Below are 22,248 nucleotides of genomic sequence, written 5' to 3'. Positions count from 1 at the left end.
TTTTCTTGTTTACTTCATAAATTTTATAGTAAAATAATTTTGCAAAATTTTGGAGCAAAATATGGAAAGATTTAATAATGAAAAATTAAAAAGGATTCAAGTTTTAAATGGGGCACAGTTAAAATACATGGCCTTTACATCTATGTTAATTGATCATGTCAACAAGGCGATAATTTTGCCCTACCTTGAAGTGGGAAGCACTCTCTCAAAGATTTCTACAGTCTTTGATGTCTTAGGTCGCATTGCCTTTCCTCTCTTTTCATTTTTTGTAGTAGAAGGATTTTTTAGGACTCATTCAAGGAAAAAATATTTACTAAACTTACTTTTCTTTGCATTGATTTCAGAAGTGCCCTATGATATGTTTTCTTCAAAAGTTTTTTTAGAATTTAGACTAAACAATGTCTTATTTTCTCTGGCTCTCTCTCTAATTTTTATTTGGATATTAGATGAGATTAGAAATAAGTTTGAAGATAAAATTGTAAGAAAATGGCTTTTATTTTCTATACCACTTTTAATCTTCATGTACTTTGCAAGCATTTTTGTCTCAGGGGATTATGGTTTTCACGCAATACTTATAGCTTTTTTCTTTTATATATTTTACAATAGACCTATAGCTTCAGGAGCCCTTGCCTACTTGACTATAATAAAAGAAGTTTGGTCAATACTTGGCTTTGGACTAACTATAATGTATAATGGCGATAAGGGAAAGCAAAACAAATTATTTAATTATTTATTTTATCCAGTGCATCTTCTTGCTCTTGGACTTTTGAGGATGTATCTTGATATTTAAATTTTTAACTTAAGGCGCAGATGCGTCTTTTTATTTTTTTAAAATAGCTTTTAAATTATTAAAGGATTTTTATAAAGTGGGAGGTAAAAGATGAAAGAAGAAAATATTTTAGGAAGAGAAGATATAAAGAAATTACTTATACAGTTTGCCTTACCAAGTATCTTTGCCTTAATAATAAGTTCCTTATATAACATTGTAGACCAAATATTTATTGGCAACTCTGTGGGAATGCTTGGAAATGCTGCAACAAATGTTGCCTTTCCTCTTGTGACAATTTGCACAGCTCTTGCACTTTTGTGTGGCATTGGTGGAGCTGCAAATTTTAATATTTCACTGGGCAGAGGGGAAGATGACCTTGCAAGGCACTACATTAGAAATTCCATAAGTCTTGCCACTATAGCAGGTCTTGTATTTACAATAATAACTCACCTGTTTATGGAAAATTTTTTAAAAATTTTTGGCGCCACAGAGGAGATTATGGGCTATGCCATAGAGTATGTGTCCATAACTTCCTACGGCTTTATATTTTTAATACTAGTAAATGTTGGTTCAACTTTAATAAGAGCTGATGGAGCTCCAAAATTTTCCATGTATTCCATGGTAGTGGGGGCTGTCATAAATTTAATTTTTGATCCAATTTTTATTTTTGCCTTTGACATGGGCATGGCAGGAGCAGCTTACGCAACTGTTCTTGGACAATTTTTCTCTTTTCTAATGGTAATATTTTATTTTAAAAGACACTTTAAGTCTGTGGACTTAAAAGGGAAATATTTTGAATTCCAATTAGATAAGATCATTAACATTGTAAGACTTGGTGCGGCAAGTGGATTTAACCAAGCTGCCATACTTTTCGTGCAAATACTTATGAATAATTTTTACAGATACTATGGATCTTTGTCAGAATATGGAGCCAACATACCTCTTGCGGCAGTGGGCATTGTCATGAAGGTGAGCATGGTATTTTTCTGCGTCAATATTGGACTTTCACAAGGGCTTCAACCAATCTCATCCTTTAATTATGGTGCGAAAAATTATGACAGAGTAGTAGAAGTTTATAAACTTGCAATTAAGTATGCCCTAATAGTGTCATCAATTTCCTTTGTAATTTTCCAAGTCTTTCCAAGACAAATAATCATGCTCTTTGGTGGAGGAAGCGACTTATATTTTGACTTTGCCATAAAATTATTTAGGATTATGCTCTTCTTTACTTTTTTAAATGGAGTGCAACCAGTTACTATGGGATTTTTGACATCAATTGGACTAGCCAAGAGGGGGATTTTAATATCTCTACTAAGACAAGTCCTTCTCCTAGTTCCCTTTGCCTATCTCTACGCAAACTTATTTGGCGTCAAGGGACTTTTGTATGCACCGCCCACAGCAGACTTTATAACTGCCCTAGTTACCTTTGCCCTTGCGAAAAAAGTTTTAGACGATCTTAGGAACAAAACAATTGAAGAATAATTATAAGCCTTTGGAGAAACCATTAACTTAAAGTAAATATAGAATAGTTTTCCAAGGGTTTTTTTAAAGAAAAGTGTTAATTATATTAAGGAGATAAATGAACTTGAAAAAGATTCCATTTTCAACTAAAATAGAAATGTAACGATGTACATAAAATTTTAAGGAGGATGTAAATGAAAGCGTTAATGGTAGACTATATGTCAGATGTAATTGACAAGGGACTTGAAGAAAGAGGTATTGAACTTGATAAAGTTATGCTTCCAACTTCTGAAAAATTAGCAGAAATTATTGAACCTTATGATTTCCTATTCATGAGAGTTGACCCATTCATCAACAAAGAAGTTCTTGATGCTGCTAAAAACTTAAAGGCAATTTTCGTTGGTTCAACAGGAACTAACCACATTGACCTTGACTATGCAAAAGAAAAAAATATTCCAGTTAAAAACTCTCCAGGACAAAATGCAAACGCAGTTGCTGAACTTGTTTTTGCAAAAATGTTAGACCTTTACAGAAACTCTGTACAAGCTCAAAACGAAGTTAAGGGTGGAATTTGGAACAAATATAGATGGATTGGTAGAGAACTTAGAAATAAGACTCTAGGAATTTGTGGCTTTGGTGCAATTGGTAGAAGAGTTGGCGAAATCGCTAATGTATTCCACATGAGCGTTCTTGCTTATGACCCATTCTTAAAACCAGAAGACATCAAAGTTGACTATGCTAAACTTGTTGACTTCGATACTCTTGTAAAAGAATCTGACATTATCACTCTTCACATGCCACTAACTCCTGATACTAAGGACTTATTTGCAGCAGAAGAATTTGAAAAGATGAAAGACGGAGCTTGCATCATCAACGCTGCTCGTGGCGGAATTGTTAACGAAGATGACCTATACGACTACATCAAGAATGGCAAACTAGGTGGAGCAAACTTAGATACACTTTCTAACGAACTTGGCTCTGGCGGACTTGACACTCAAGATGTTCCAGTAGAAAACAAATTATTTGAACTTGATAGACTTTATGTAACACCACACATTGGTGGATCAACTATCGATGCTCAAGACGACATTGGACATGTAATTCTTAAAAACTTTGACGAATTATTTCCAAACTGTAAATAATTAAATAAATTTTTTAAGGCTGTTCACTTTAAGTGAGCAGTCTTTTTTTTGCCTAGTCTTTATTCATTGCAATGACAATCTCTTTGTAATAAAATAATGAAAGAGATTAAGAGGAGGATGACATGAAGGACTATTACGCACCAATTATTTTATTATTAGCTTTTACTGGAGTGGTTTTTTTATACAACTACTATGTGAAAATAAAAAACGAAAGAATTTTGCGAGTTGAAATAAGAAAAAACTTTGGCAAAATTCACTCCAAAAAATTCAAGGAAAAAATTGACGGCATACATAAAAGGCTTGGGGGAAATTTATCTGAAATAACAGCAGCTGATTTAAATTTCGACAAAATCATTGAGAAGATGAACCACAACATGACTAGGCTGGGCTTGGAATACTTTTATTACAGGCTGAGAGATTTGATTTTAGATGAAGACCAAATTAAAAAGACTCAGAATAACATAAAGCTTTACGGTGATAGAGAAGATGAGCTTCTAGACATGCAGTTTCAGCTGGGAAAGATTGGTTATTTCAAGGAAGATGTCCTAAATCTTATTGAAGAAGAAGTTAAAGTAGATAGAGAACTTGACATTGCAGCCAGGATTTTTTCTTTCACAGCACTTTATATTATCCTTCTCTTTATTTTCTTAAGGGCCCAGGCAGTCCTATTTATCTTTGTCCTCCTTGGCGTCAACACCTTTATCTACAAAAAATTTAACGAAATAACTTTGGGCAAGTTAGAAAGCTTAGTTAGGCTCAAAAGTATTTTATTTGTATCAGAAAGCTTGACGAAAAATAAAGACCAAGTCTTCACAGAAGAAGTCCAAGAAGTAGAAAATATTTTAGGAGAACTTGGACCCCTAAAGAAAACCTTAAGGTCCTTTGGATTTTTGACGGGCAATGCAGAAATGGACTTCGCAGAAACTTATAAGAATGTATTATTTTTATCAGAAGCTAGGAGTTTTTCTAAGGCACAAAAATATTTCAAAAAATATGGAGAAGAAATCTTTAGACTTTACTACTTGCTGGGAAAAATCGACTGCCAAATTGGAATAATTTCAATTTCAAAGGCCTATGGCACAAACTTTGCAGACTTTGGAGAAAGAATTTCAGGCAAAAACTTATACACTCCACTCCTAAAGGACCCAGTGGCAAATGATTTAGATTTAGAAAAATCCATGATCCTTACAGGTTCAAATGCATCAGGCAAGTCAACTTATCTTAGGACAATTGGCATCAACGCAGTCTTTGCCCTATCCTTTGGAATTTTCTTTGGCGAAAAATTTGAAATAAAGCCCATGAAATTAAGATCAGCTATTGACATATCTGACTCAATAATGGAAAACCTATCCTATTTTATGGCAGAGTCCAAGGCAATTGGAGAGATGATAGAAGATGGTGAAGAAAAAATAATTTTGCTTGACGAAATATTTAGGGGGACAAACACCATTGACAGAATTGCAGCAGCCACGGCGACCCTAAAATATTTGGCAAGAAATAACCATGTAGTGGCGGCAACCCACGACATTGAGCTTACAATTTTGTTAAAGGACCTCTACAAAAATATGCACTTTGAAGAGAAAATAGAAGAGGGCGACATAAAATTTGACTACTTATTAAAGGAAGGGCCAGCCACAAGCCGTAACGCCATTGCAATATTAGACAACTTAAATTACCCAAGAGAAATAATAAGTGAAGCAAGAGCCCTTTCAAGGGACCTAGAAGAAAGATAAAAAAACCGAGATGATGTTTACAATACATTTGTAAAATTCATCTCGGTTTTATTTAATCTAAAATTTTATTATTTAATAATACTTATCCAGTTTTCAAGAAGACTTTCTGCTCTTTCATATTGATGAGTGTGAGAGGCTTCAATTATTTCGTAATAAGCCCAGTGGCTCTTGTCTAAGTCCTTGTAAAGTCTAAGGTCAGCCATTACTTTAGCAAGGCCATCTTCATTTACCTTTCTGTCGAAAAGACTATTTAAAATTCTAGCAGTTTCTGCTCTTGTAATTGCATTGTCTGGTCTAAAGCTTCCGTCAGGATAACCAGCAATTCTCTTATTTCCAAAACTTTGATTTATTGCTGCTTCATACTTGTGTCCAGCAATGTCAGGGAAATTTGCCTTGGCATTATTTTTCTTGTCAAGGTGAGAAATTAACTGTGCAAGTTCTGCTCTTGTAATTTTTTCATCAGGTCTAAAAGCTTGACCCTTCTTTTCTTCTAAAATATTATTTTTGTAAGCAGCGTTGATGAAAGGTGCGTACCAAGCATTAGCCTTTACATCCTTAAAGATTTCTTCGCCTTCAGTTAAAGGATAAGCCTTTAGTCTTACAAGCATTGTTACAGCTTCAGCTCTAGTTACATTGCCATCAGCTCTTACAGTATTGTCAGGATAGCCGCTGATGTATTCAATGTGACTTTCAATTACCCTTTCTGTAACTTTTTTTACAGAGTCAGCTTGCGCAAAGACAGGTATAGTGTCAACATATTCGTGAATTTTTAATTCAGGGCTAGGTTCAGGTTTAGGTTCTGGCTTTGGTTCGGGTTTAGGTTCAGGCTTTGGTTCAGGTTGAGGTTCTGGACTTGGAGTTTTTTCCTGCCAAATTGCATAGAGAACTTGGTTGCTGGAAATTTTCATTTCTTCCCCAGCTTTATATGCATTGCCCTTTCCATCAGCTTGAGTGTTCCATTCCTTAAACTCAAATCCGTCCTTAGTAAGACCTGTTTCCTTTATTGTCTTTACTTTGTGATTGGCTGGTAGAATTTCATCATTTTCAGAAGTCAATTCTTCGCCATAAATTTTTTCTGCGGGACTTCCACCATTAGAATCATAAATAACTGTAACTAAAGGATTTACATAGTAAACATCATAGTTGTTTAAAAGGCTGTCAACTTTTTCGTAAGTCTTCATATCAGCTTTTATAGCACGAAGTTTTCCCATTAGAGAAGTTGTTTCAAATTTAAGGTCAGGGAAATCTTTGTAGTTAGTAGGTGGATTAAAGTATCCGTCACTTGCAAAGTTTTTGTCGAAAATAACATCATCTGCAATAGTTAAATTTTTATATTTTTCTTTTTCTGCAGGGTTTGCTTGTGAGAATAGTTCAGTGACAATTGCACCACCTCTTTTTGCAGAGTTTCCTACAAATTTAGAGCCTGCTATATTTACTATTCCCTCATCAGTAATATAAATTGCACCGCCATACTCAGACGCTTTATTGTTTGTAAACTCACAGCCCTTTAAGTTTACTGTATCTTCTCCCACAACAATTGCGCCACCATCTTTAGAAGCAACATTGTTTTCAAATTTGTCATTTTCTATAGTCAATTCTTTGCCTGACATGACACTTTCAACCATAAGAGTTGCGTAAGCCGTTGTCTTGCCATCTTTCATTCCATTGTTTTTATAGATATTATTTTTTATGGAAGGTGCTGAATCTTTTACGTGAAAAGCAGAAGAAAAACCTTCAGCAAAGTTTTCTTCAAAGGTGTTACCTTCTATAATTCCTTCCACTCCTGTTATATGCAAAGCACCGCCATCTTGCGCCCTATTTTTAATAAATGTATTACTTTTTATGGAAACATTCTTGCTATCATTTACAAAAAGCGCTCCGCCTTGTTTTACAGTGTTTTCATTTGTTGCACTGTTGTTTTTAAAGGTACAATTTTCTATTGCTGCATCATTTGCATCATTTGCATCATAAACATAAATTGCACCGCCATTACCGGAAACATTTCCGTCAAAAGTCGCATTTTTCACACTTACTTTATTTTTAGCAACTATAGCGCCGCCCCATTTGCCAGTACTTTTATTATTTTCAAAAGATCCACCATTTACTGTTAATTCAGAATTACTTGCAATTGATGAAATTGCTCCACCATTTGATGCTTCATTATCTTTAAAAGTTCCATCATTAACAGTTAACTTACCGTAGTTAATAATGGCTCCGCCATATTCCCTTGATGTGTTTTCACTAAATACTACACCCTCATTTATAGTAAGCTCATTTGAATTATATATAGCTCCGCCAGACTTTGCCTCATTTTTATTAAAGCTTGCTCCTGTTATGCTAGCTATTGCATTTTGACCGAGTCGAATAGCTCCTCCGTTTGTTTTTGCTTTATTATTTTCAAAAACTCCATCAGTAATATTTAATTTTCCGTAAGATGCAATAACTCCGCCTTCTTTAGAAGAGTTATCATTAAATATACCTCCGGATATATTTATAGTTCCGTAAGAAGCTATAACTCCACCGTATCTTGCGCAAGAATTTCCTGTAAATGTACCTCCCTTGATATTTATGGTTGTATCTTTAGAATTATCACCAATAACTCCGCCAATATTTTTGCCTGTGTTGTTTCTTAAAGTAACGCCATCTTCAATATTAAGTGTTGATTTACCAATCAGATAAATAGCTGGACCATCTGCAGATGGAACATCAATAAAGTTTTGTACAACAGTACCATTTCCCAATGTAAGTTCACCATTATCTGAAATAGATGTAAGCTCTCCATCATTATTACCATCTAAAATGACATTTTCTACACGCATGTTGCAATTGGAACTAACATAAAAACATATTCTTGTACCATTTCTTTTCAATGTATACTTTTGTCCTGGCGCTGATCTAAAGAGTATATTAACATGGCTTCTGTCATTCATACCTTCATTTTCTGGCACCTCATAGTCTTTATTCATAGTGACTATATATTCATTAGATAAATCTTGTTGTTTACAAGCGCCAATGGCATCAAACAAAGTATCGTATTCGCCAACAGGCTCTTCTGTAGCATTAGGATTATTTGCTTCTCTCTTCGTTACAGTAAATGTTTTTGCTTCAGCATAAGTATTTTCTACTGATAAAAAAATTGCAGATGAAAATACTAAGGCAAAGGCAAAAATTATTGCAAATATTTTCTTTTTCATAAATTCCTCCTTTTAATAAATTATTTTAAGAAAATAAAAAATACCCTCTCAATCAATAATATTAGTAATAAAGACAAAATGCAAGGTGATTTCAAGTTTTTTGAGGAGTTTTTAACTAAAAGGATAAGCTTTTCTTACTTTAATTGTTTTTTCTTATAATATATAATATCAGTAGGAATGAAATTTTTTTATATAGATTGTGCATATAGATTGTGAGGGAAGTATGAGGATTTATTTTACTAGGCATGGGGAAACTGAGTGGAACAGGGCTGGCATTATTCAAGGGCAAGATGATTCGCCACTTACTGAAGAGGGAATAGAGATGGGGAAAATTCTTCACGAAAAATGTAAGGACATTCACTTTGATGAAGTTTATTCATCTGATCTTGGTCGAGCCTATGACACTGCAAAATTAATTTGTCCTGACAGAAATATTATAAAGACTTCTCTTCTTCGCGAAATAGATGTGGGCTATTGGTCTGGCAAAAATATTAAGGATGTGAAAGAAGACGATAAGTGGCTCCACAAACTTTATTTTGAAAAGCCTCACTCCTATAACAGAATTGATGGAGAAAGTCTCTATGACCTCAGAAGGCGAGTTGAGAAATTTTTTGAGTATGCTGTCTATCCTGAGCTTGACGAAAATATTTTGATTGTAACTCACGGTGTCACTATTGTTGCCATGTTTTCTATTATGGAAAATGTGCCTATGGAAAATTTTTGGATAAACAGGGTAAGGCGTAATGGCGAGTTCAATATTTGTGATTATCATGATGGCAAGTTTAAGATTATTAAAAAGGCTCCACAAAATCCTGTGGATTCTATTTGAGGTGATTAGATGAAAAAGTATGATTTGATTATTATTGGTGCAGGGGCAGCTGGTTTGAGTGCTGCCATTTATGCTGGCAGGTCTCTTCTAAATACTCTTGTCATAGAGAAGTTTTCCTTTGGCGGAAGGGTTAACGACACGCCAAAAATTATCAACTACCCTGGCTTTAAGGAGATTGCTGGAAGAGACCTCATAAATGAGTTTAGAAAGCAAGCTGAAAATTTTACTACTAATGAGTTTATTTATGGCACTGTCTCTAAAATCGAAAAAGTTGATGATGGCTTTAAGCTTACTACTGCTAGGCGAAAGGAATTTTATTCTAAGGCAATTATTATTGCTACGGGAACCTATGCCAAGATGATAAATGTGCCTGGCGAAACGGAATTTGCTGGTCGTGGTGTATCCTACTGCTCAACTTGTGATGCAGATTATTTTAAGGACAAGGACATACATATTTTAGGTTCAGGGGACCTTGCTTTAGAGGAGGCTGATTATCTCTCCAATTTTGCCAACTCCATTAACATGATTATTATTCACGACGAGGGAAATTTTGATGGAAATGAACTTGAAGTTGAGAGGATAAAAAAGAATCCAAAAGTTTCTTACACTTGGCACTCAAAACTTCAGGGAATTTATGGTGGCGAAAGAGTAAACAGTCTTGATATTTTAGATCTTTCTGACAATACTAAGACTAGGGTCACTTCTGATGGGATTTTTATCTTTGCAGGCATGAGTCCCAACTCCGACTTTGTAAAAGACCTTGTGGAAGTAGATAGTTTTGGCTTTATAAAAACTGACGACTGCATGAGGACATCTGTGGAAGGAATTTTTGCTGCAGGAGACATAAGAGAGAAGCCCCTTAGGCAAATTGTCACAGCGGCAAATGATGGGGCAGTGGCAACAGTTTATGCAGAAAAGTTTATTAGAAATAGAGGTGTATAATGAGAGTCTATCCAAGGGGAACTGTAATCTATAGCAGAGAAAAGGCATACAATGGCATAAATTTAATTTCAACTGCCAAGGACGGAGCTCTTATAATAAAAATGGACGGCACAGAGCTCAAAAGGTATTCTGTAAACCCAATGCCTGCCAAGATGCTGCCCAATAAAAATATTATGAGCATTTCTTCTTTTAGGTCATCAGATTTTGGTGTCAGTGACGGTATTAAACTCATTGAGTTTGACAAGGAGGGCAGGGTTCAATTTGACTTCGACAAGTTTAAGTTTACAGAGGACAGGGGCTACAGGCCAAAATGGATGGCTAGGGCTCACTCTGACTTTCAAAGGGAGGGCAACTCTCTTGGCTATTATTATCCTGGTGAAAAAATTGTTGAGGGGGGCAAAACTCTCCTACTCGTTCACGATGCCATTAAGGACAGCAGAATTTCTGATAAGACTTTGCTTGATGATGTGATTTTAGAAGTGGACGAAGAGGGAAATATTGTTTGGAAATTTTCCTTTAGCGAGCACTTTGACCAGCTGGGATTTTCTGAAGAGGCGAAAAATGTTCTCTACAGAAATCCAAACCTGAGAATGACAGAGAGACCTCTGGGCAATTATTTAGATGTTACATCAATTTCTACAATTGGAGAGAACAAGTGGTATGACCAAGGAGATCCCCGCTTTCATCCAGACAACATTTTATTTACGGCGAGAGCTGCAAATATTATTGGCATCATTGACAAAAAGAGGTCGCGCATTTGCTACAAGCTGGGACCAAATTTTTCTGACTTCAAAAAGGTTGACCCTGTAGTAGGCTCTGCCTTTGCAAGTATTATTCCCAAGGGCTTAACTGGCGAGGGCAATCTTTTAATTTTTGACAATGGGGGAAGATGTGGCTACGGTTCGCCAACTCTTACTTCTCCATCGGGACTATTGCCTTTTGTGAGAAATTATTCAAGAATTCTTGAAATAAATCCAGTGACTCTATCTCTTAACTGGTCAGTGGATCCAAGGGATTTTGGTTTTTCCATTCCCATGAATGGCTACAAATTTTATTCGCCCTATGGTGGAAACCTTCAAAGACTTCCCAATGGCAACACCCTAATAACTCTTGCCACAGAAGGTCTTGTCCTAGAGATTACCCACTCCAAGGAAATAGTTTGGCAGTGGACCTGCCCTTACAGGACGACGACGGAAAATCTTTTGAAGAACAATATGATCTACAGAGTTTACAGGTATCCTTACGATTATCTGGGCGTAGATGAAAGTGAAAATGAAATTGAAGAGATTGAAGATGCATCCTACTACAAGCTAAAGGGGGCAGGCAGCTTTAAGTCTGTGGAAGTTACTAATGTAAATAAAAGTTCACTTAATAACGACATTGACCCACTTTCACAAGAATCTGAATCTGTAAAAGACCTTGAAGAAAATAAAAAGGTAATTAAGAGAAATGAATCTGTAATAAAATATGTGACAGAAAATTATTTTGACGAAACAATAAAATCTCAAAAGGCAGCTCTTGTCATCTTTGGTGCAGAGAGATGTTCTCACTGCGAGCCACTTATGGAAGTTATGCAAGTTCTTCTTGAAGAAGAGTTTAAGGAAGTCTCCTGCTACTACATGGATCTTGACAAAAATAAGGACTTTGCAGAAAAATACGAAATCTTTCAATTGCCGCGAGTTTCCTTCTACAAGGAGGGCGAAAAAGTTTACGAGTTCATTGGAGAAAAATCCTATGACGAAATTGCTGAATTAATTGAAAAATATATTTTAGGAATTTAGAAGCTGAAAGAAATTTCTTGAATTAAAAGAACTGAGGGCGACCTCAGTTTATTTTTTTGAATTATTTATTTGTATGCCAAGATAAGTTTACATAGCCTCTCTTATTTATCTTCGAATTAATTAAAAACCTATTTTTTACCATGCGAAGCATATACTTGTCGTCCTTGTAGGAGTCAGAGTAGGCAAGGGAATTTTCGTAGTCGATTTCATAGCCATCTCTCTCTAAAATTTCCTGGATATTTTTTACCTTGACGTCCTTCTTATTGTTGCCGCGACATAATTTATAGTCCTCGTCTAAGTCTGTTCCAATAATATAATCAAAAGGAAACAACTCGCCAACATAAATTAAATAATTTGTGGCAGAGGCTGAGCAGAGGATTTTTATGGTGTCCTCATCATAGGAAGAAAATTCATCTTCAAATTCACTGAAGAAAAATTTTGGATAGAGATAGTTTGTCACAAAGTCCTGGAGGTCATCTTCCGTCAAATATTTTATGACAGAGACCATTTGGTTTTTCATGATTTCAAAATCAGAATTCAGCTTTGATTTTATGTAAGCCACAGCTAATTTCCAAAGATTTTTAAAAATATTTATTTTTTTATTTTTGTAGGCATATTTATAAAGCTCAACTATGGACTCACAATTCACCACAGTTTTGTCAAAATCGTAGAGCGCAACTGTTCTTTTCAAAATCTCACCTCTCTAGAATTATATCAAATTGTCTTCTTTATAAAAAGCTCTTGTGATATACTAAAGTCGTGATATTTATGGGAATTATTATACATGTTGATATAGACGCTTTTTACGCATCAGTAGAAGAGCTTGACGATAGGAGCTTAATAGGAAAACCTCTGGTCGTAGGTGGCAGGTCCAATCATGGAGTTGTCACTACGGCTAATTATATTGCCAGAAATTATGGCATCCACTCTGCAATGCCCATGTATATGGCGAAAAATCTCTGCGACCACCTGATCATAAAGCCCATGAGAAGGGAAAGGTACCTAGAAAAGTCTCGTGAAGTTTTTGATGTCTTAAAGAAATATACAAATAAAATCGAAAAAGTTTCCATTGATGAGTCCTATTTAGACCTGACGGGACTTGGCTACCATGAAAGTATTGTCTATGATTTGCAAAGAGATGTCTATGATAAAACTGGTCTAAGCGTAAGTGTTGGCCTCAGCTATAACAAATTTTTGGCTAAGCTTTCAAGCGACTGGAATAAGCCCAGGGGAGTTATGATTATTAGAGAGTCTGATATGCCAGAGATTTTATTTCCCCTGGACATAAGAAAGGTTCACGGTATTGGCAGTAAGTCTGAGAAAAAACTTAGAAATATTGGCATAAATAAGGTTGAGGACCTTTACAACCTGTCCTATGATTTTTTGACAAGTATGTTCAAAAAAAGTGGCGAAGAAATTTATTACAGGATTAGGGGTATTGACAGGAGAGAAGTGACACCAAATGCTGTGAGAAAAAGTCTTGGCACAGAGTCCACCTTTGAAGCCACAAAAAATAAGGATGAGCTGATAAATCACTTAAGGGATTTTGCCAGGGAAGTGTCAGAAGATTTAATCGTAAAGGAAATTTCTGGCTACACCTTGACTTTAAAGATGAAAAATGAAAATTTTAAGCTTAAGACCAGGTCTAGGACCTATGACGCAGCAATTTATGAGGAAGAAGATATTTTTAATAAGAGCCTGGAAATTTTTGATGAGGCCTATGAGGGCGAAAGGCTAAGGCTTATTGGTATAACTGTTTCCAATTTAGTTGACTTAAACATAAGACAACTTTCGTTTTTTAATAGGGGGAGAAATGGAGAAAATTAATTTAAAAAAAATATTTGAAGAAGATGAATATGTAAAGAGGGCTAATATAAAATTTGATAGCCTTCATGGCGACAATATGGTTTTAAAGATGATACCAGAGAGAAATCAATTGAATACCTATGGAATTTTACATGGGGCAGAAATTTTTGCCTTAATGGATACTGCGGCAGGACTTTTGTCAATTTCAAAGGGGAGGAAAGCTGTTACTCTGGATTCTAGTGTTAATTTCATAAAAAGCATAGGAGAGGGAGAAGAAATCTATTCAAACACAAGAATAGTTCACATGGGAAAGAAAACAGAGGTAATTGAAGTTGAGGCAAAGAGCAAAGACAAGATAATTGCACGAGCCAGTTTTACATTTTTTATAGTTAATGAGATAGAAGTCCTTGGATTAGAATTCTTAGAAAAATAATTTAAAAATCGAAAAAATTTTTTTGACTTTCTATGTTAAAATATTTGAAGAAAAAGATAAAGGATTTTAATTACAGATGAGAAATTTTTGGGATTTAGATTATGGCGAGGTTGGATTTAATTTTTACGGAACTTATCACTTTGCCTGCCTATTTATTATTTTTATTTTTGCGATTTTTTTATATAAGCCCTGGAAAAAGAATAAAAAATTTAGAAAAATTCTTGCCATCCTGCCCATTAGCCTGGAAATTATTAGGCTCCTAGCAGTTTTAATTGACGGCCATTATGATAGCTCATACCTGCCTTTTCATCTTTGCTTAATTGGAGCCCAGTTTATGGCAGTGGATGCCTTCTATGACAGCAAGATTATAAAGTCATGTCTTTACTATTTATTTATGCCAGCTGCAATTTTAAGTCTCTTTACGCCAGGTTGGGACCAGGTAAATAAATATTCCTATGTGGCAATAATTTCTTGGATAATCCACGGCATCAATGCCTTTTATCCAATCTATCTTGTGATTTCAAGGCAGTACCTGCCAAGGCTAAGAGACCTTATCTATCCAGTAATTTTTATTATTGTAACTCTTCCTATAATAAAAGTTTTAAACAAAAAGCTAGAGGCAAATTATTATTTTATAGAGGAGCCCTATGAGGGATCCGCCCTTGCTACTATAAAAAATGTCTTTCCTAATTATATAGTTGGACTTTTTATAGTGACAGTATTTGTCATGGTCCTTACATTTTTTATTTACAAGTTAATAGTAAGTTTGCGAAAAAAATAAGACGAGGATTTTATGTTTCCTCGTCTTTTTTATATTATGGGACTTTTGCAAGAGCCCCTCTTTTACTTATCTGAAGCTATAGTATTATAAGTTAGGGCAACTAGGTCGCCACCAATAATATTTCCAATAGTTACAGGTATTAAATTTTTAAGAATTAATGCAAAAGTAAAATCTGAATTTAACATTTTTGCCAAGGCAAAGCAAGTCATATTTGCAACACTATGCTCAAAGCCAAGGCTTACAAAGGCAAGTATGCACCAAAAAATTAAAATTAATTTTGCTGAATCAGAAATTTTTCTTGAGCAAATTAAAACTGCAAGGCAGACTAAAATGTTACACATAATTCCCTTGAAAAGCAGTGGAAGGAAGTCAAAGCTAGTCTTTCCAGTGGCAAGTTTTAATAGGGCTTCATTATATTCAGGGGAAACGCCAGTCATTTTAAATAAAAATGAAATTAAAACTGAGCCCAAAATATTTCCAAGGTAGGAAAAAATTAAAATCTTTAAAAGGGTTCCAGTGTCAATTTTTTTATTAAGTCTTCCCACTGTTGTCACTAGAACATTTCCTGTGAAGAGTTCTCCACCTGCAAAGACCACAAATGATAGGGCAAGGGAGAAGACAAAGCCGTTAATAAATTTTACGGCAGGGATTGGAAGTGGAGAAAAGATGCTAGCTGATAGAGTCATTATGAGCATCCCCATTCCAATAAAAAATCCTGCAAGTATGGAAGCAACCATGTACTTAAAAAGAGATCCTTCAAGTAAATTTTTCTTCGTATTTGCAGAATTTGTAAGTCCAATTATTATATCCTTATACATAATACACCTCTTTTTTTATTCCACTAAACATTATACCAAAAAGAGGTGGTTTTTCAATTGGTGAAAGCATCTTTATCTTTGTCTAAGATAAATTTTTTTGAATCAAAGGCAGTAACTATTATTTGCACAAGGGGCATGAGGAGATTAAAGAACAAAAATGGAAGATAGTGAACAGTGGAAACTCCAAGGACTGATGTCATATAAGCACCACAAGTGTTCCAAGGGACCATAGCTGATGTAACTGTTCCACCTGACTCAAGTGTAGAGGACAAAAGTTTTGGATCCAAATTCCTATCTCTATATTCATTTTTAAACATTCTGCCAGGTACAACTATGGAGATGTACTGCTCAGGCATAGTTGCATTTGTGAAAAAGCAAGTTAAAATTGTGGCAGTGACAAGACCAACAGTGGACTGCACCTTGCCAAGGAATTTTTTTACTATGGCTTCAAGTATTCCAGTCTCTTCTGCAATTCCACCAAACATCATGGCGATAATAGTAAGAGAAATGGAAGACATCATGTTGTTAAGTCCGCCAGTAGTTAAAAGTTTATCCACTGACTCAAGACCAGTTTCAGACACAAAACCATTTAAGGCACAAGATAAGATGTCGCCAAAAGTTACTTTTTGATAAAGAGGTCCCAAGATGGCAGCGGCAATTATGCCAAGGCTAATGCCAGGCACTGCAGGAACTTTTTTTGCGATAGAAAGTATTACAATAAGTGGCGCAAGCAAAAGAACTGGAGAAATATTAAAATTATTTTTTAAGCCTTCGGTAATCATAGTTACGCTAGACAAGTCTGCAGAGCTTCCCCTGTACTTTAGTGATAAAAATCCAAAGATGAGTAGGGTCAATACATAGGTAATAATTGTTGGCTTAACCATTGCCTTGATGTGAGTGAAGACATCAGTGCCTGCCATTGCCGGTGCAAGGTTTGTTGTATCAGAAAGTGGGCTCATCTTGTCGCCAAAGTAGGCACCAGATAAAACTGCCCCTGCTGTTATAGGTGCAGGTATGCCAAGGCCACTTGCTATGCCCATGAGGGCTATACCCATAGTGCCAGCAGTGCCCCAACTTGTACCCGTAGCAAGAGAAGTTATTGAAGTGATTAAAACTGTTGCTACAAGAAAAATTGATGGCTTTAAAATCATAAGTCCGTAGTAGATCATAGTTGGCACAACGCCAGCCAAAATCCAAACGCCAATTAAAACTCCAATGATGGCGAGAATTATTATGGACTGCATGGCTTGTGAAATTCCCTTTATCATGGAGTTCTCAATAAATTTCCAGGAGTAGCCAATTTTTAGGGCGACAAGAGAAGCTATTAAGACCCCGATAAGCATGGGTATGTGGGGACTTTCTTCGTACTTAATAATACTTATAAACATAATTACAACTAGAGAGAGGAAGGTAAAGAGAGCTTCACCAAAATTTGCCTTTCTTATTTCTCTGTCGTATTTTTTTATATTTTTATTCATTTAACACCTCGTGAATAAATAGAAAAATTTAACATATTATATCATTAAAAGAATGATAATAAAAGTTTTAGTTAGCTGATAAAGATGTTATACTATAAGGGAATGGAGGAAGTTATGGAATTAAAAGATACAATTCGCGCAATAAAAGATTATCCAAAGGAAGGAGTCATCTTTAGAGACATCACCACTCTCTTAAAGGACAAGGATGCCTTCCAAAAAGCTGTAGACCAAATGGCAGAAAAAATAGATGTTGATGTAGACAAGATAATTGGCATTGAAGCAAGGGGATTTATTTTTGCTTCAGCCCTTGCCTATAAACTCGACAAGGGTTTTGTGCCAGTGAGAAAACCAGGCAAGCTTCCTTGGGATAAGGAAAGAGAATCCTATGAGCTTGAATATGGAGAAGACTCAATAGAAATTCACAAGGACGCCATAGAGCCGGGAGAAAAAGTTGTAATAGTTGACGATCTTCTTGCCACTGGCGGCACAGCCAAGGCTTGTGTAAATCTTGTAAATCAACTTAAAGGAGAAGTGTCTTCGGCGATCTTTTTAATTGAACTAGAAGATTTAAAGGGAAGAGAAGTTTTAAGTGGCACAAGGGTAGAATCAATTATAAAATATTAAGAAATAAAAATTTATTATCTCTATTAAAGAGACTTAAAATATTTTATGAATTAGTATTATATTTTTTCTTGTTTTAAAAGATTTGATATTATAAAATCAATAAATGAATAAATAAACTTATGGGAGCAATTTGCTGAGAGGAGTTAAGACTCGACCATCTTACCTGCTAGGATAATGCCTTGGCAGGGAAAAGTAAGATTACTCCTATAATTTTATAGGAGGTTTTTTTTATATGAAATATGCTACTCAAATGGAAGCAGCGAAACATGGTTTTGTCACAGAAGAGATGAAAATTGTGGCAGAAAAGGAAAATGTATCTTGTGAGTATCTCATGGAGAAAATGGCTTGTGGAGAAATTGTCATTCCAAAAAACAAAAATCACAAATCAATTTCACCTGAAGGCATTGGCACGGGGCTTAGGACCAAGATAAATGTAAACTTAGGAATTTCCAAGGACTTAAATGACATTGACATGGAAATGAAAAAAGTTGACATGGCACTAAAAATGGGTGCAGAAGCCATAATGGATTTATCAAATTATGGCAAGACTCAAGAATTTAGGAAAAAATTAATTGAAAAATCTACAGCCATGATAGGCACAGTGCCCATGTATGATGCAGTAGGATTTTTGGACAAGGGACTTTCTTACATAAAGGCAAAGGAATTTTTAGATGTAGTTAGAAATCATGCCGAAAATGGAGTGGACTTTGTGACAATTCACGCAGGTATAAATAGGGCAAATGCTGAAATATTTATGAGGAATAGGCGTGTAAATGAAATTGTATCTCGTGGTGGCTCTCTACTCTTTGGTTGGATGATGATGAATGACGCAGAAAATCCCTTTTACCAATACTATGATGAGCTCTTAGATATTTGCAGAGAATATGATGTTACTCTTTCTCTTGGAGATTCTCTGAGACCTGGTGGCATTCATGATGCCACAGACCCTGCACAAATTTCAGAACTTATTACACTTGGTGAGCTTACAAAGAGAGCTTGGGAGAAGGATGTGCAAGTAATTATTGAAGGACCTGGTCATGTGCCAATTGGTGACATTGAAATGAATGTCAAACTTCAAAAGAAACTTTGCCACAAGGCACCTTTCTATGTCTTGGGACCTCTTGTTACAGATGTGGCACCTGGTTATGACCATATTACATCGGCAATTGGCGGTGCAATTGCAGCAGCTCATGGTGCAGATTTCTTGTGTTATGTAACGCCTGCTGAACATTTGAGACTGCCAAATGTAGAAGATGTTCGCGAAGGAATTGTAGCTTGCAAAATTGCAGCTCATGCAGGTGACATTAATAAATTAAAGGACGCAAGAAATTGGGATTTAGAAATGAGCAAGAGACGCCAAAAAATTGACTGGGAAGGAATGTTTGAGCTTGCTCTTGACAAGGTTAAGCCAAGAGAGTACAGAGATTCATCCATGCCTGAAGAAGAAAATACCTGCACAATGTGCGGCTCAATGTGCTCTGCAAAAAATATGAATTTAATACTTGAAGGCAAAGATATTAAAATAGAAGCTTAATCTAAGTGAACTAATATTAAAATTTAAATAAATTTAGTTCAGTGTAAAAATTTAATAAAAAAAGGGGAGCTTGTTGACAGGCTGAGAGGAAATTGTTAATTTCGACCGTTACCTGATTTGGATAATGCCAACGTAGGGAATAGTTTTAGTTTTTATGTCAGCACTCTCTAGGAGGTAAATATGAAATCTAATACTAAGAAGTTAACTGTGGCAGCTCTTTTTGTTGCCATAGGCGTTGTTTTTTCCTTTGTAAACTTTCCAGTGGGACTTTCAAAGTGTTATCCAATTCAGCACATGGTAAATGTACTTTCTGCAGTAATATTGGGTCCTATCTATTCAGTCCTTGTTGCCTTTTGCATTTCACTTATTAGAAATTTATCAGGCACAGGTTCTTTAATGGCCTTTCCTGGTTCAATGGTTGGTGCCTTTTTAGCAGGCATTTTATATTACAAGACAAGAAAGCTTTCTCTTGCCTTTTTGGGTGAAGTTTTTGGCACAGGAGTTATAGGTGCCCTATTAGCCTATCCAGTTGCCAAGTTTATACTTGGAAAGGAAATGGCATTTTTTGGACTAATTATTCCTTTTTCTGTAAGTACCCTTGGCGGTTCAATAATTGCAATAATAATTATTTTGAGCCTTAAAAAGACAGCTCTTAATGATTATCTTAATTTAGAGGGAAATAAACATGGAAATTAAAAAGATTTTAAGCATAGCTGGGTCTGACTCTAGCGGTGGCGCAGGTATCCAAGCCGACTTAAAAACCATAACTTCATATAAGTTTTATGGCATGACTGCCATTACAGCAATAACTGCACAAAATACTATGGGCGTTCAGGCTTCCTCACCTATAAGTGAGGAAATGCTTAAGAGTCAGCTTTTGTCAATTTGCCAAGATATTATGCCCGATGCTGTAAAAATTGGCATGGTGGCAAGTCCAGGACAAGTAGAAGTTATATCAGAAGTAGCTGAAAAATATTTTAAGGATCTGCCCATAGTTTTAGACCCAGTAATTACATCAACTAGCGGCTTTACCCTTGTGCCTGATGAGACACTTGAGAAGATGAAGGAAATTTTATTTCAAAAGGCAACTTTAATCACCCCAAATCTTATTGAAGCTGGAATTATTTACGGCAAAAAAATTGAAAGCCTTGAAGAGATGAAGGAGGCAGCAGAATTTTTATATAACAAATATAAAGTAGCCTTTCTAATAAAGGGAGGTCACCTAAAAGACTCAAAGGATGATGTGCTTTGTGGAAGAGAGGGACTCTTTGTAATAGAGGGAAAAAACATAGACAACAAAAATACCCATGGTACAGGTTGCACACTATCCAGTGCCCTAGCTTGTGAACTTGCAAAGGGAAAAAGTCTTTATGATGCACTTGTAGCTGCAAAAAAATATTTAAGTGGTGCCATAGCTTATGGATTTGATATAGGAAGGGGCAGGGGACCCCTATATCACATGTATAATTTGAGTGATAAAAATGAAAATTAAGGCAAATTTAAATAATCTAAGGGATAAGGCTCCCTTAGTACATATTATTTCAAATAGTGTTACAAGAGCTAGACTTGCTGACCTTGTTTTATCTCTTGGGGCAAGCCCAATGATGGCAGAGTATTCCAAGGAAGTTGCTGAAATTACAAAAAAATCTTCTGCCCTCCTCTTGAATATGGGAATGTTAAATGAAGATAAAATTGAAGCAATTAAAATTTCTGCAAAAGTTGCAGAGGAAAATAATATTCCTCTGGTCTTTGACCCAGTTGGAGTTGCTTCTAGTAGCCTAAGAAGAGACTTGGCAAAAGACCTTATCAGTAATTTTAAATTTAATGTCATAAGAGGAAACTTTAATGAAATTAATTACTTGGCAAGGGGCAAGACCTTTACTGGCGTGGATTCAAAAGACGATAATTTATCTCGAGAAGATTTTATAGATATTGCCTTAGAACTCCAAGAAAAAAGTAAAGCTACAGTTGTAGTTAGCGGCAAATATGAGGTGATAGCCAACTCTCATTTGTTAATTTCAATTCCTGGTGGCGATGAAAATTTAAAAAAAATCACTGGCTTAGGAGACATGGAATCTGCCATGATAACTTCTCTTTTGGCAGCCCCCATGTCAAACTTAAAAGCCTGCGCTCTTTCTGCAATATTTTTAAGACAGCTTGGGAAAAGCGTCATAAGAGATAATAAAGTAAATGCCCAAGATATTATAAGTAAAATGCAAGGCATAGATGAAATAAGTGGAGATCTTGAAATTTTATCTCCTTCAACTAAATTTATTAAGCCAATTTTATATGGGATTTCTGAAGGCGATGATTTATGGAAAATAAAAAATGCAGTAAAGGCTGGAATGGGGATTTATCAGCTTAGAGACAAGTTTGCAGATGAAGATGAGCTTGGAGAAAAAATCTTAAATATAAAAAGTGAAATTGATGGTAAGTGCCTTTTTATCTTAAATGACAACTTAAAGCTTGCAAAAAAATATGGCACTGCACTTCATCTTGGTCAAGAGGATGAAAAAATTTCTCGGGCAAGAGAAGTCTTGGGAAGAGATGAAATAATTGGTGCAACGGCAAAAACTGTAAAGCTTGGCATTGAGGCAGAAAATATGGGAGCATCTTATATTGGGACGGGAGCTTTTTTTGAAACAGAAACCAAGAAAGATGCCTCAAGGATTACGCTAGAAAGCTTTAAAGAAATAAGAGAAGCTCTCTTAATTCCAGTCTTTCCCATAGGAGGAATAAGTAAGGATAAGTTAGACTTTTTCAGGGGGCTAGACTTAGATGGTCTTTGCATGTCAAGAGCCATCTTTTCAGTGAGGGAAGATGAAGTAGAAAAAAATGTGAGAGAGATAATAGATAAATTAAAAAATTTATAATATAAAAAAATCTGCTAGAATTTTGAACTGACCCCCAAAAGTTGGACTAA

At 35.5% G+C, this 22,248-nt stretch carries 19 protein-coding genes and 2 riboswitches; of the genes, 15 read left to right on the top strand and 4 right to left on the bottom strand.

The annotated features are described in order from the left end of the window. Positions 1-61: 61 nt before the first annotated feature. The 4 genes from HMPREF2801_RS00210 to HMPREF2801_RS00195 all read left to right on the top strand — a co-directional run bounded on the left by HMPREF2801_RS00210 (position 62) and on the right by HMPREF2801_RS00195 (position 5,105). Positions 62-790 (top strand): TraX family protein, encoded by a 729-nt coding sequence (locus tag HMPREF2801_RS00210; RefSeq protein WP_070609888.1) that lies wholly within the window; start codon positions 62-64, stop codon positions 788-790. A gap of 90 nt (positions 791-880) precedes the next feature. Further along, positions 881-2,251: an MATE family efflux transporter gene (locus HMPREF2801_RS00205; RefSeq protein ID WP_070609887.1), complete on the top strand. Its 1,371-nt coding sequence runs from the start codon at positions 881-883 to the stop codon at positions 2,249-2,251. A 173-nt stretch (positions 2,252-2,424) separates the two neighbouring features. Then, positions 2,425-3,372 carry a D-2-hydroxyacid dehydrogenase gene (locus tag HMPREF2801_RS00200; protein WP_070609886.1) on the top strand — a complete coding sequence of 316 codons (948 nt, stop codon included), beginning with the start codon at positions 2,425-2,427 and terminating at the stop codon, positions 3,370-3,372. Positions 3,373-3,494: 122 nt separating this feature from the next. After that, positions 3,495-5,105 (top strand): MutS-related protein, encoded by a 1,611-nt coding sequence (locus HMPREF2801_RS00195; protein ID WP_070609884.1) that lies wholly within the window; start codon positions 3,495-3,497, stop codon positions 5,103-5,105. Between the two features lie 68 nt (positions 5,106-5,173). On the opposite strand, the gene HMPREF2801_RS08975 is transcribed toward HMPREF2801_RS00195, so the two are convergent. Further along, complete coding sequence (locus HMPREF2801_RS08975) at positions 5,174-8,299, bottom strand: S-layer homology domain-containing protein (RefSeq protein WP_083303683.1); 3,126 nt, start codon at positions 8,297-8,299, stop codon at positions 5,174-5,176. A gap of 223 nt (positions 8,300-8,522) precedes the next feature. Between HMPREF2801_RS08975 and HMPREF2801_RS00185 the strand changes: the two genes are divergently transcribed. Genes HMPREF2801_RS00185 through HMPREF2801_RS00175 form a run of 3 tightly spaced genes read left to right on the top strand, consistent with a single transcriptional unit; the run spans position 8,523 to position 11,851 of the window. After that, on the top strand, positions 8,523-9,128 hold the full coding sequence (locus HMPREF2801_RS00185) for a histidine phosphatase family protein (RefSeq protein WP_070609881.1): 606 nt from the start codon (positions 8,523-8,525) through the stop codon (positions 9,126-9,128). Positions 9,129-9,137: 9 nt separating this feature from the next. Beyond that, on the top strand, positions 9,138-10,070 hold the full coding sequence (locus tag HMPREF2801_RS00180; RefSeq protein WP_019124926.1) for an FAD-dependent oxidoreductase: 933 nt from the start codon (positions 9,138-9,140) through the stop codon (positions 10,068-10,070). Next, entirely contained in the window at positions 10,070-11,851 is a 1,782-nt protein-coding gene (locus HMPREF2801_RS00175) for a thioredoxin domain-containing protein (protein ID WP_070609879.1), read from the top strand. The genes HMPREF2801_RS00180 and HMPREF2801_RS00175 overlap by 1 nt, the downstream gene beginning before the upstream one ends. A gap of 61 nt (positions 11,852-11,912) precedes the next feature. Here HMPREF2801_RS00175 and HMPREF2801_RS00170 read toward each other — a convergent pair whose 3' ends face one another. After that, positions 11,913-12,542 (bottom strand): HAD family hydrolase, encoded by a 630-nt coding sequence (locus HMPREF2801_RS00170; protein ID WP_070609877.1) that lies wholly within the window; start codon positions 12,540-12,542, stop codon positions 11,913-11,915. 77 nt (positions 12,543-12,619) lie between these two features. On the opposite strand from HMPREF2801_RS00170, the gene HMPREF2801_RS00165 reads away from it, so the two are divergent. From HMPREF2801_RS00165 to HMPREF2801_RS00155, 3 genes are all read left to right on the top strand, one after another. Then, positions 12,620-13,678, top strand: a complete 1,059-nt coding sequence (locus tag HMPREF2801_RS00165) for a DNA polymerase IV (protein WP_070609876.1) — start codon at positions 12,620-12,622, stop codon at positions 13,676-13,678. Next, positions 13,665-14,090 carry a PaaI family thioesterase gene (locus HMPREF2801_RS00160; protein ID WP_070609873.1) on the top strand — a complete coding sequence of 142 codons (426 nt, stop codon included), beginning with the start codon at positions 13,665-13,667 and terminating at the stop codon, positions 14,088-14,090. The genes HMPREF2801_RS00165 and HMPREF2801_RS00160 overlap by 14 nt, the downstream gene beginning before the upstream one ends. 76 nt (positions 14,091-14,166) lie before the next feature. After that, positions 14,167-14,871, top strand: a complete 705-nt coding sequence (locus tag HMPREF2801_RS00155) for a YwaF family protein (RefSeq protein WP_070609872.1) — start codon at positions 14,167-14,169, stop codon at positions 14,869-14,871. A gap of 62 nt (positions 14,872-14,933) precedes the next feature. Here HMPREF2801_RS00155 and HMPREF2801_RS00150 read toward each other — a convergent pair whose 3' ends face one another. Both HMPREF2801_RS00150 and nhaC read right to left on the bottom strand, forming a co-directional pair. Continuing rightward, entirely contained in the window at positions 14,934-15,689 is a 756-nt protein-coding gene (locus tag HMPREF2801_RS00150; RefSeq protein ID WP_070609870.1) for a formate/nitrite transporter family protein, read from the bottom strand. 53 nt (positions 15,690-15,742) lie between these two features. Beyond that, a complete protein-coding gene (gene nhaC / locus HMPREF2801_RS00145) occupies positions 15,743-17,167 on the bottom strand; it encodes a Na+/H+ antiporter NhaC (RefSeq protein ID WP_070609867.1) in 1,425 nt (474 codons plus the stop codon). A 114-nt stretch (positions 17,168-17,281) separates the two neighbouring features. Here nhaC and HMPREF2801_RS00140 point away from each other — a divergent pair, with 114 nt between their 5' ends. The 5 genes from HMPREF2801_RS00140 (at position 17,282) to HMPREF2801_RS00120 (ending at position 22,198) form a co-directional block, all read left to right on the top strand. Continuing rightward, complete coding sequence (locus HMPREF2801_RS00140; protein WP_070609865.1) at positions 17,282-17,791, top strand: adenine phosphoribosyltransferase; 510 nt, start codon at positions 17,282-17,284, stop codon at positions 17,789-17,791. 109 nt (positions 17,792-17,900) lie between these two features. After that, positions 17,901-17,998, top strand: a riboswitch (TPP riboswitch). 25 nt (positions 17,999-18,023) lie between these two features. Beyond that, entirely contained in the window at positions 18,024-19,325 is a 1,302-nt protein-coding gene (gene thiC / locus HMPREF2801_RS00135; RefSeq protein WP_070609862.1) for a phosphomethylpyrimidine synthase ThiC, read from the top strand. Positions 19,326-19,377: 52 nt separating this feature from the next. Further along, positions 19,378-19,482, top strand: a riboswitch (TPP riboswitch). A 23-nt stretch (positions 19,483-19,505) separates the two neighbouring features. Further along, positions 19,506-20,021 (top strand): energy coupling factor transporter S component ThiW, encoded by a 516-nt coding sequence (thiW, locus tag HMPREF2801_RS00130; RefSeq protein ID WP_019124916.1) that lies wholly within the window; start codon positions 19,506-19,508, stop codon positions 20,019-20,021. Next, entirely contained in the window at positions 20,011-20,817 is an 807-nt protein-coding gene (gene thiD, locus HMPREF2801_RS00125) for a bifunctional hydroxymethylpyrimidine kinase/phosphomethylpyrimidine kinase (RefSeq protein ID WP_070609860.1), read from the top strand. The genes thiW and thiD overlap by 11 nt, the downstream gene beginning before the upstream one ends. Further along, the gene (locus HMPREF2801_RS00120) at positions 20,807-22,198 is read left to right on the top strand and encodes a hydroxyethylthiazole kinase (protein ID WP_070609858.1); all 1,392 of its coding nucleotides are present in this window, start codon (positions 20,807-20,809) and stop codon (positions 22,196-22,198) included. Before thiD ends, HMPREF2801_RS00120 begins: the two co-directional genes overlap by 11 nt. Positions 22,199-22,248 lie beyond the last annotated feature (50 nt).

The organism is Peptoniphilus sp. HMSC062D09, assembly GCF_001811425.1.
In the GTDB taxonomy this organism is placed as follows: Bacteria; Bacillota; Clostridia; order Tissierellales; family Peptoniphilaceae; genus Peptoniphilus_A.
The sequence above is the reverse complement of the archived record's forward strand: the minus strand, read 5'-3'. Positions and strand labels throughout refer to the sequence as shown.

Bases quoted from the DNA above. Each gene is read 5' to 3' on its own strand.
- nhaC (WP_070609867.1), bottom strand. From the start codon at position 17,167: ATGAATAAAAATATAAAAAAATACGACAGAGAAATAAGAAAGGCAAAT.
- HMPREF2801_RS08975 (WP_083303683.1), bottom strand. From the start codon at position 8,299: ATGAAAAAGAAAATATTTGCAATAATTTTTGCCTTTGCCTTAGTATTT.
- thiD (WP_070609860.1), top strand. From the start codon at position 20,011: ATGGAAATTAAAAAGATTTTAAGCATAGCTGGGTCTGACTCTAGCGGT.
- HMPREF2801_RS00120 (WP_070609858.1), top strand. From the start codon at position 20,807: ATGAAAATTAAGGCAAATTTAAATAATCTAAGGGATAAGGCTCCCTTA.
- HMPREF2801_RS00195 (WP_070609884.1), top strand. From the start codon at position 3,495: ATGAAGGACTATTACGCACCAATTATTTTATTATTAGCTTTTACTGGA.
- HMPREF2801_RS00160 (WP_070609873.1), top strand. From the start codon at position 13,665: ATGGAGAAAATTAATTTAAAAAAAATATTTGAAGAAGATGAATATGTA.
- HMPREF2801_RS00210 (WP_070609888.1), top strand. From the start codon at position 62: ATGGAAAGATTTAATAATGAAAAATTAAAAAGGATTCAAGTTTTAAAT.
- thiW (WP_019124916.1), top strand. From the start codon at position 19,506: ATGAAATCTAATACTAAGAAGTTAACTGTGGCAGCTCTTTTTGTTGCC.
- HMPREF2801_RS00180 (WP_019124926.1), top strand. From the start codon at position 9,138: ATGAAAAAGTATGATTTGATTATTATTGGTGCAGGGGCAGCTGGTTTG.
- HMPREF2801_RS00150 (WP_070609870.1), bottom strand. From the start codon at position 15,689: ATGTATAAGGATATAATAATTGGACTTACAAATTCTGCAAATACGAAG.
- HMPREF2801_RS00140 (WP_070609865.1), top strand. From the start codon at position 17,282: ATGGAATTAAAAGATACAATTCGCGCAATAAAAGATTATCCAAAGGAA.
- HMPREF2801_RS00185 (WP_070609881.1), top strand. From the start codon at position 8,523: ATGAGGATTTATTTTACTAGGCATGGGGAAACTGAGTGGAACAGGGCT.
- HMPREF2801_RS00200 (WP_070609886.1), top strand. From the start codon at position 2,425: ATGAAAGCGTTAATGGTAGACTATATGTCAGATGTAATTGACAAGGGA.
- HMPREF2801_RS00155 (WP_070609872.1), top strand. From the start codon at position 14,167: ATGAGAAATTTTTGGGATTTAGATTATGGCGAGGTTGGATTTAATTTT.
- HMPREF2801_RS00165 (WP_070609876.1), top strand. From the start codon at position 12,620: ATGGGAATTATTATACATGTTGATATAGACGCTTTTTACGCATCAGTA.
- thiC (WP_070609862.1), top strand. From the start codon at position 18,024: ATGAAATATGCTACTCAAATGGAAGCAGCGAAACATGGTTTTGTCACA.
- HMPREF2801_RS00175 (WP_070609879.1), top strand. From the start codon at position 10,070: ATGAGAGTCTATCCAAGGGGAACTGTAATCTATAGCAGAGAAAAGGCA.
- HMPREF2801_RS00205 (WP_070609887.1), top strand. From the start codon at position 881: ATGAAAGAAGAAAATATTTTAGGAAGAGAAGATATAAAGAAATTACTT.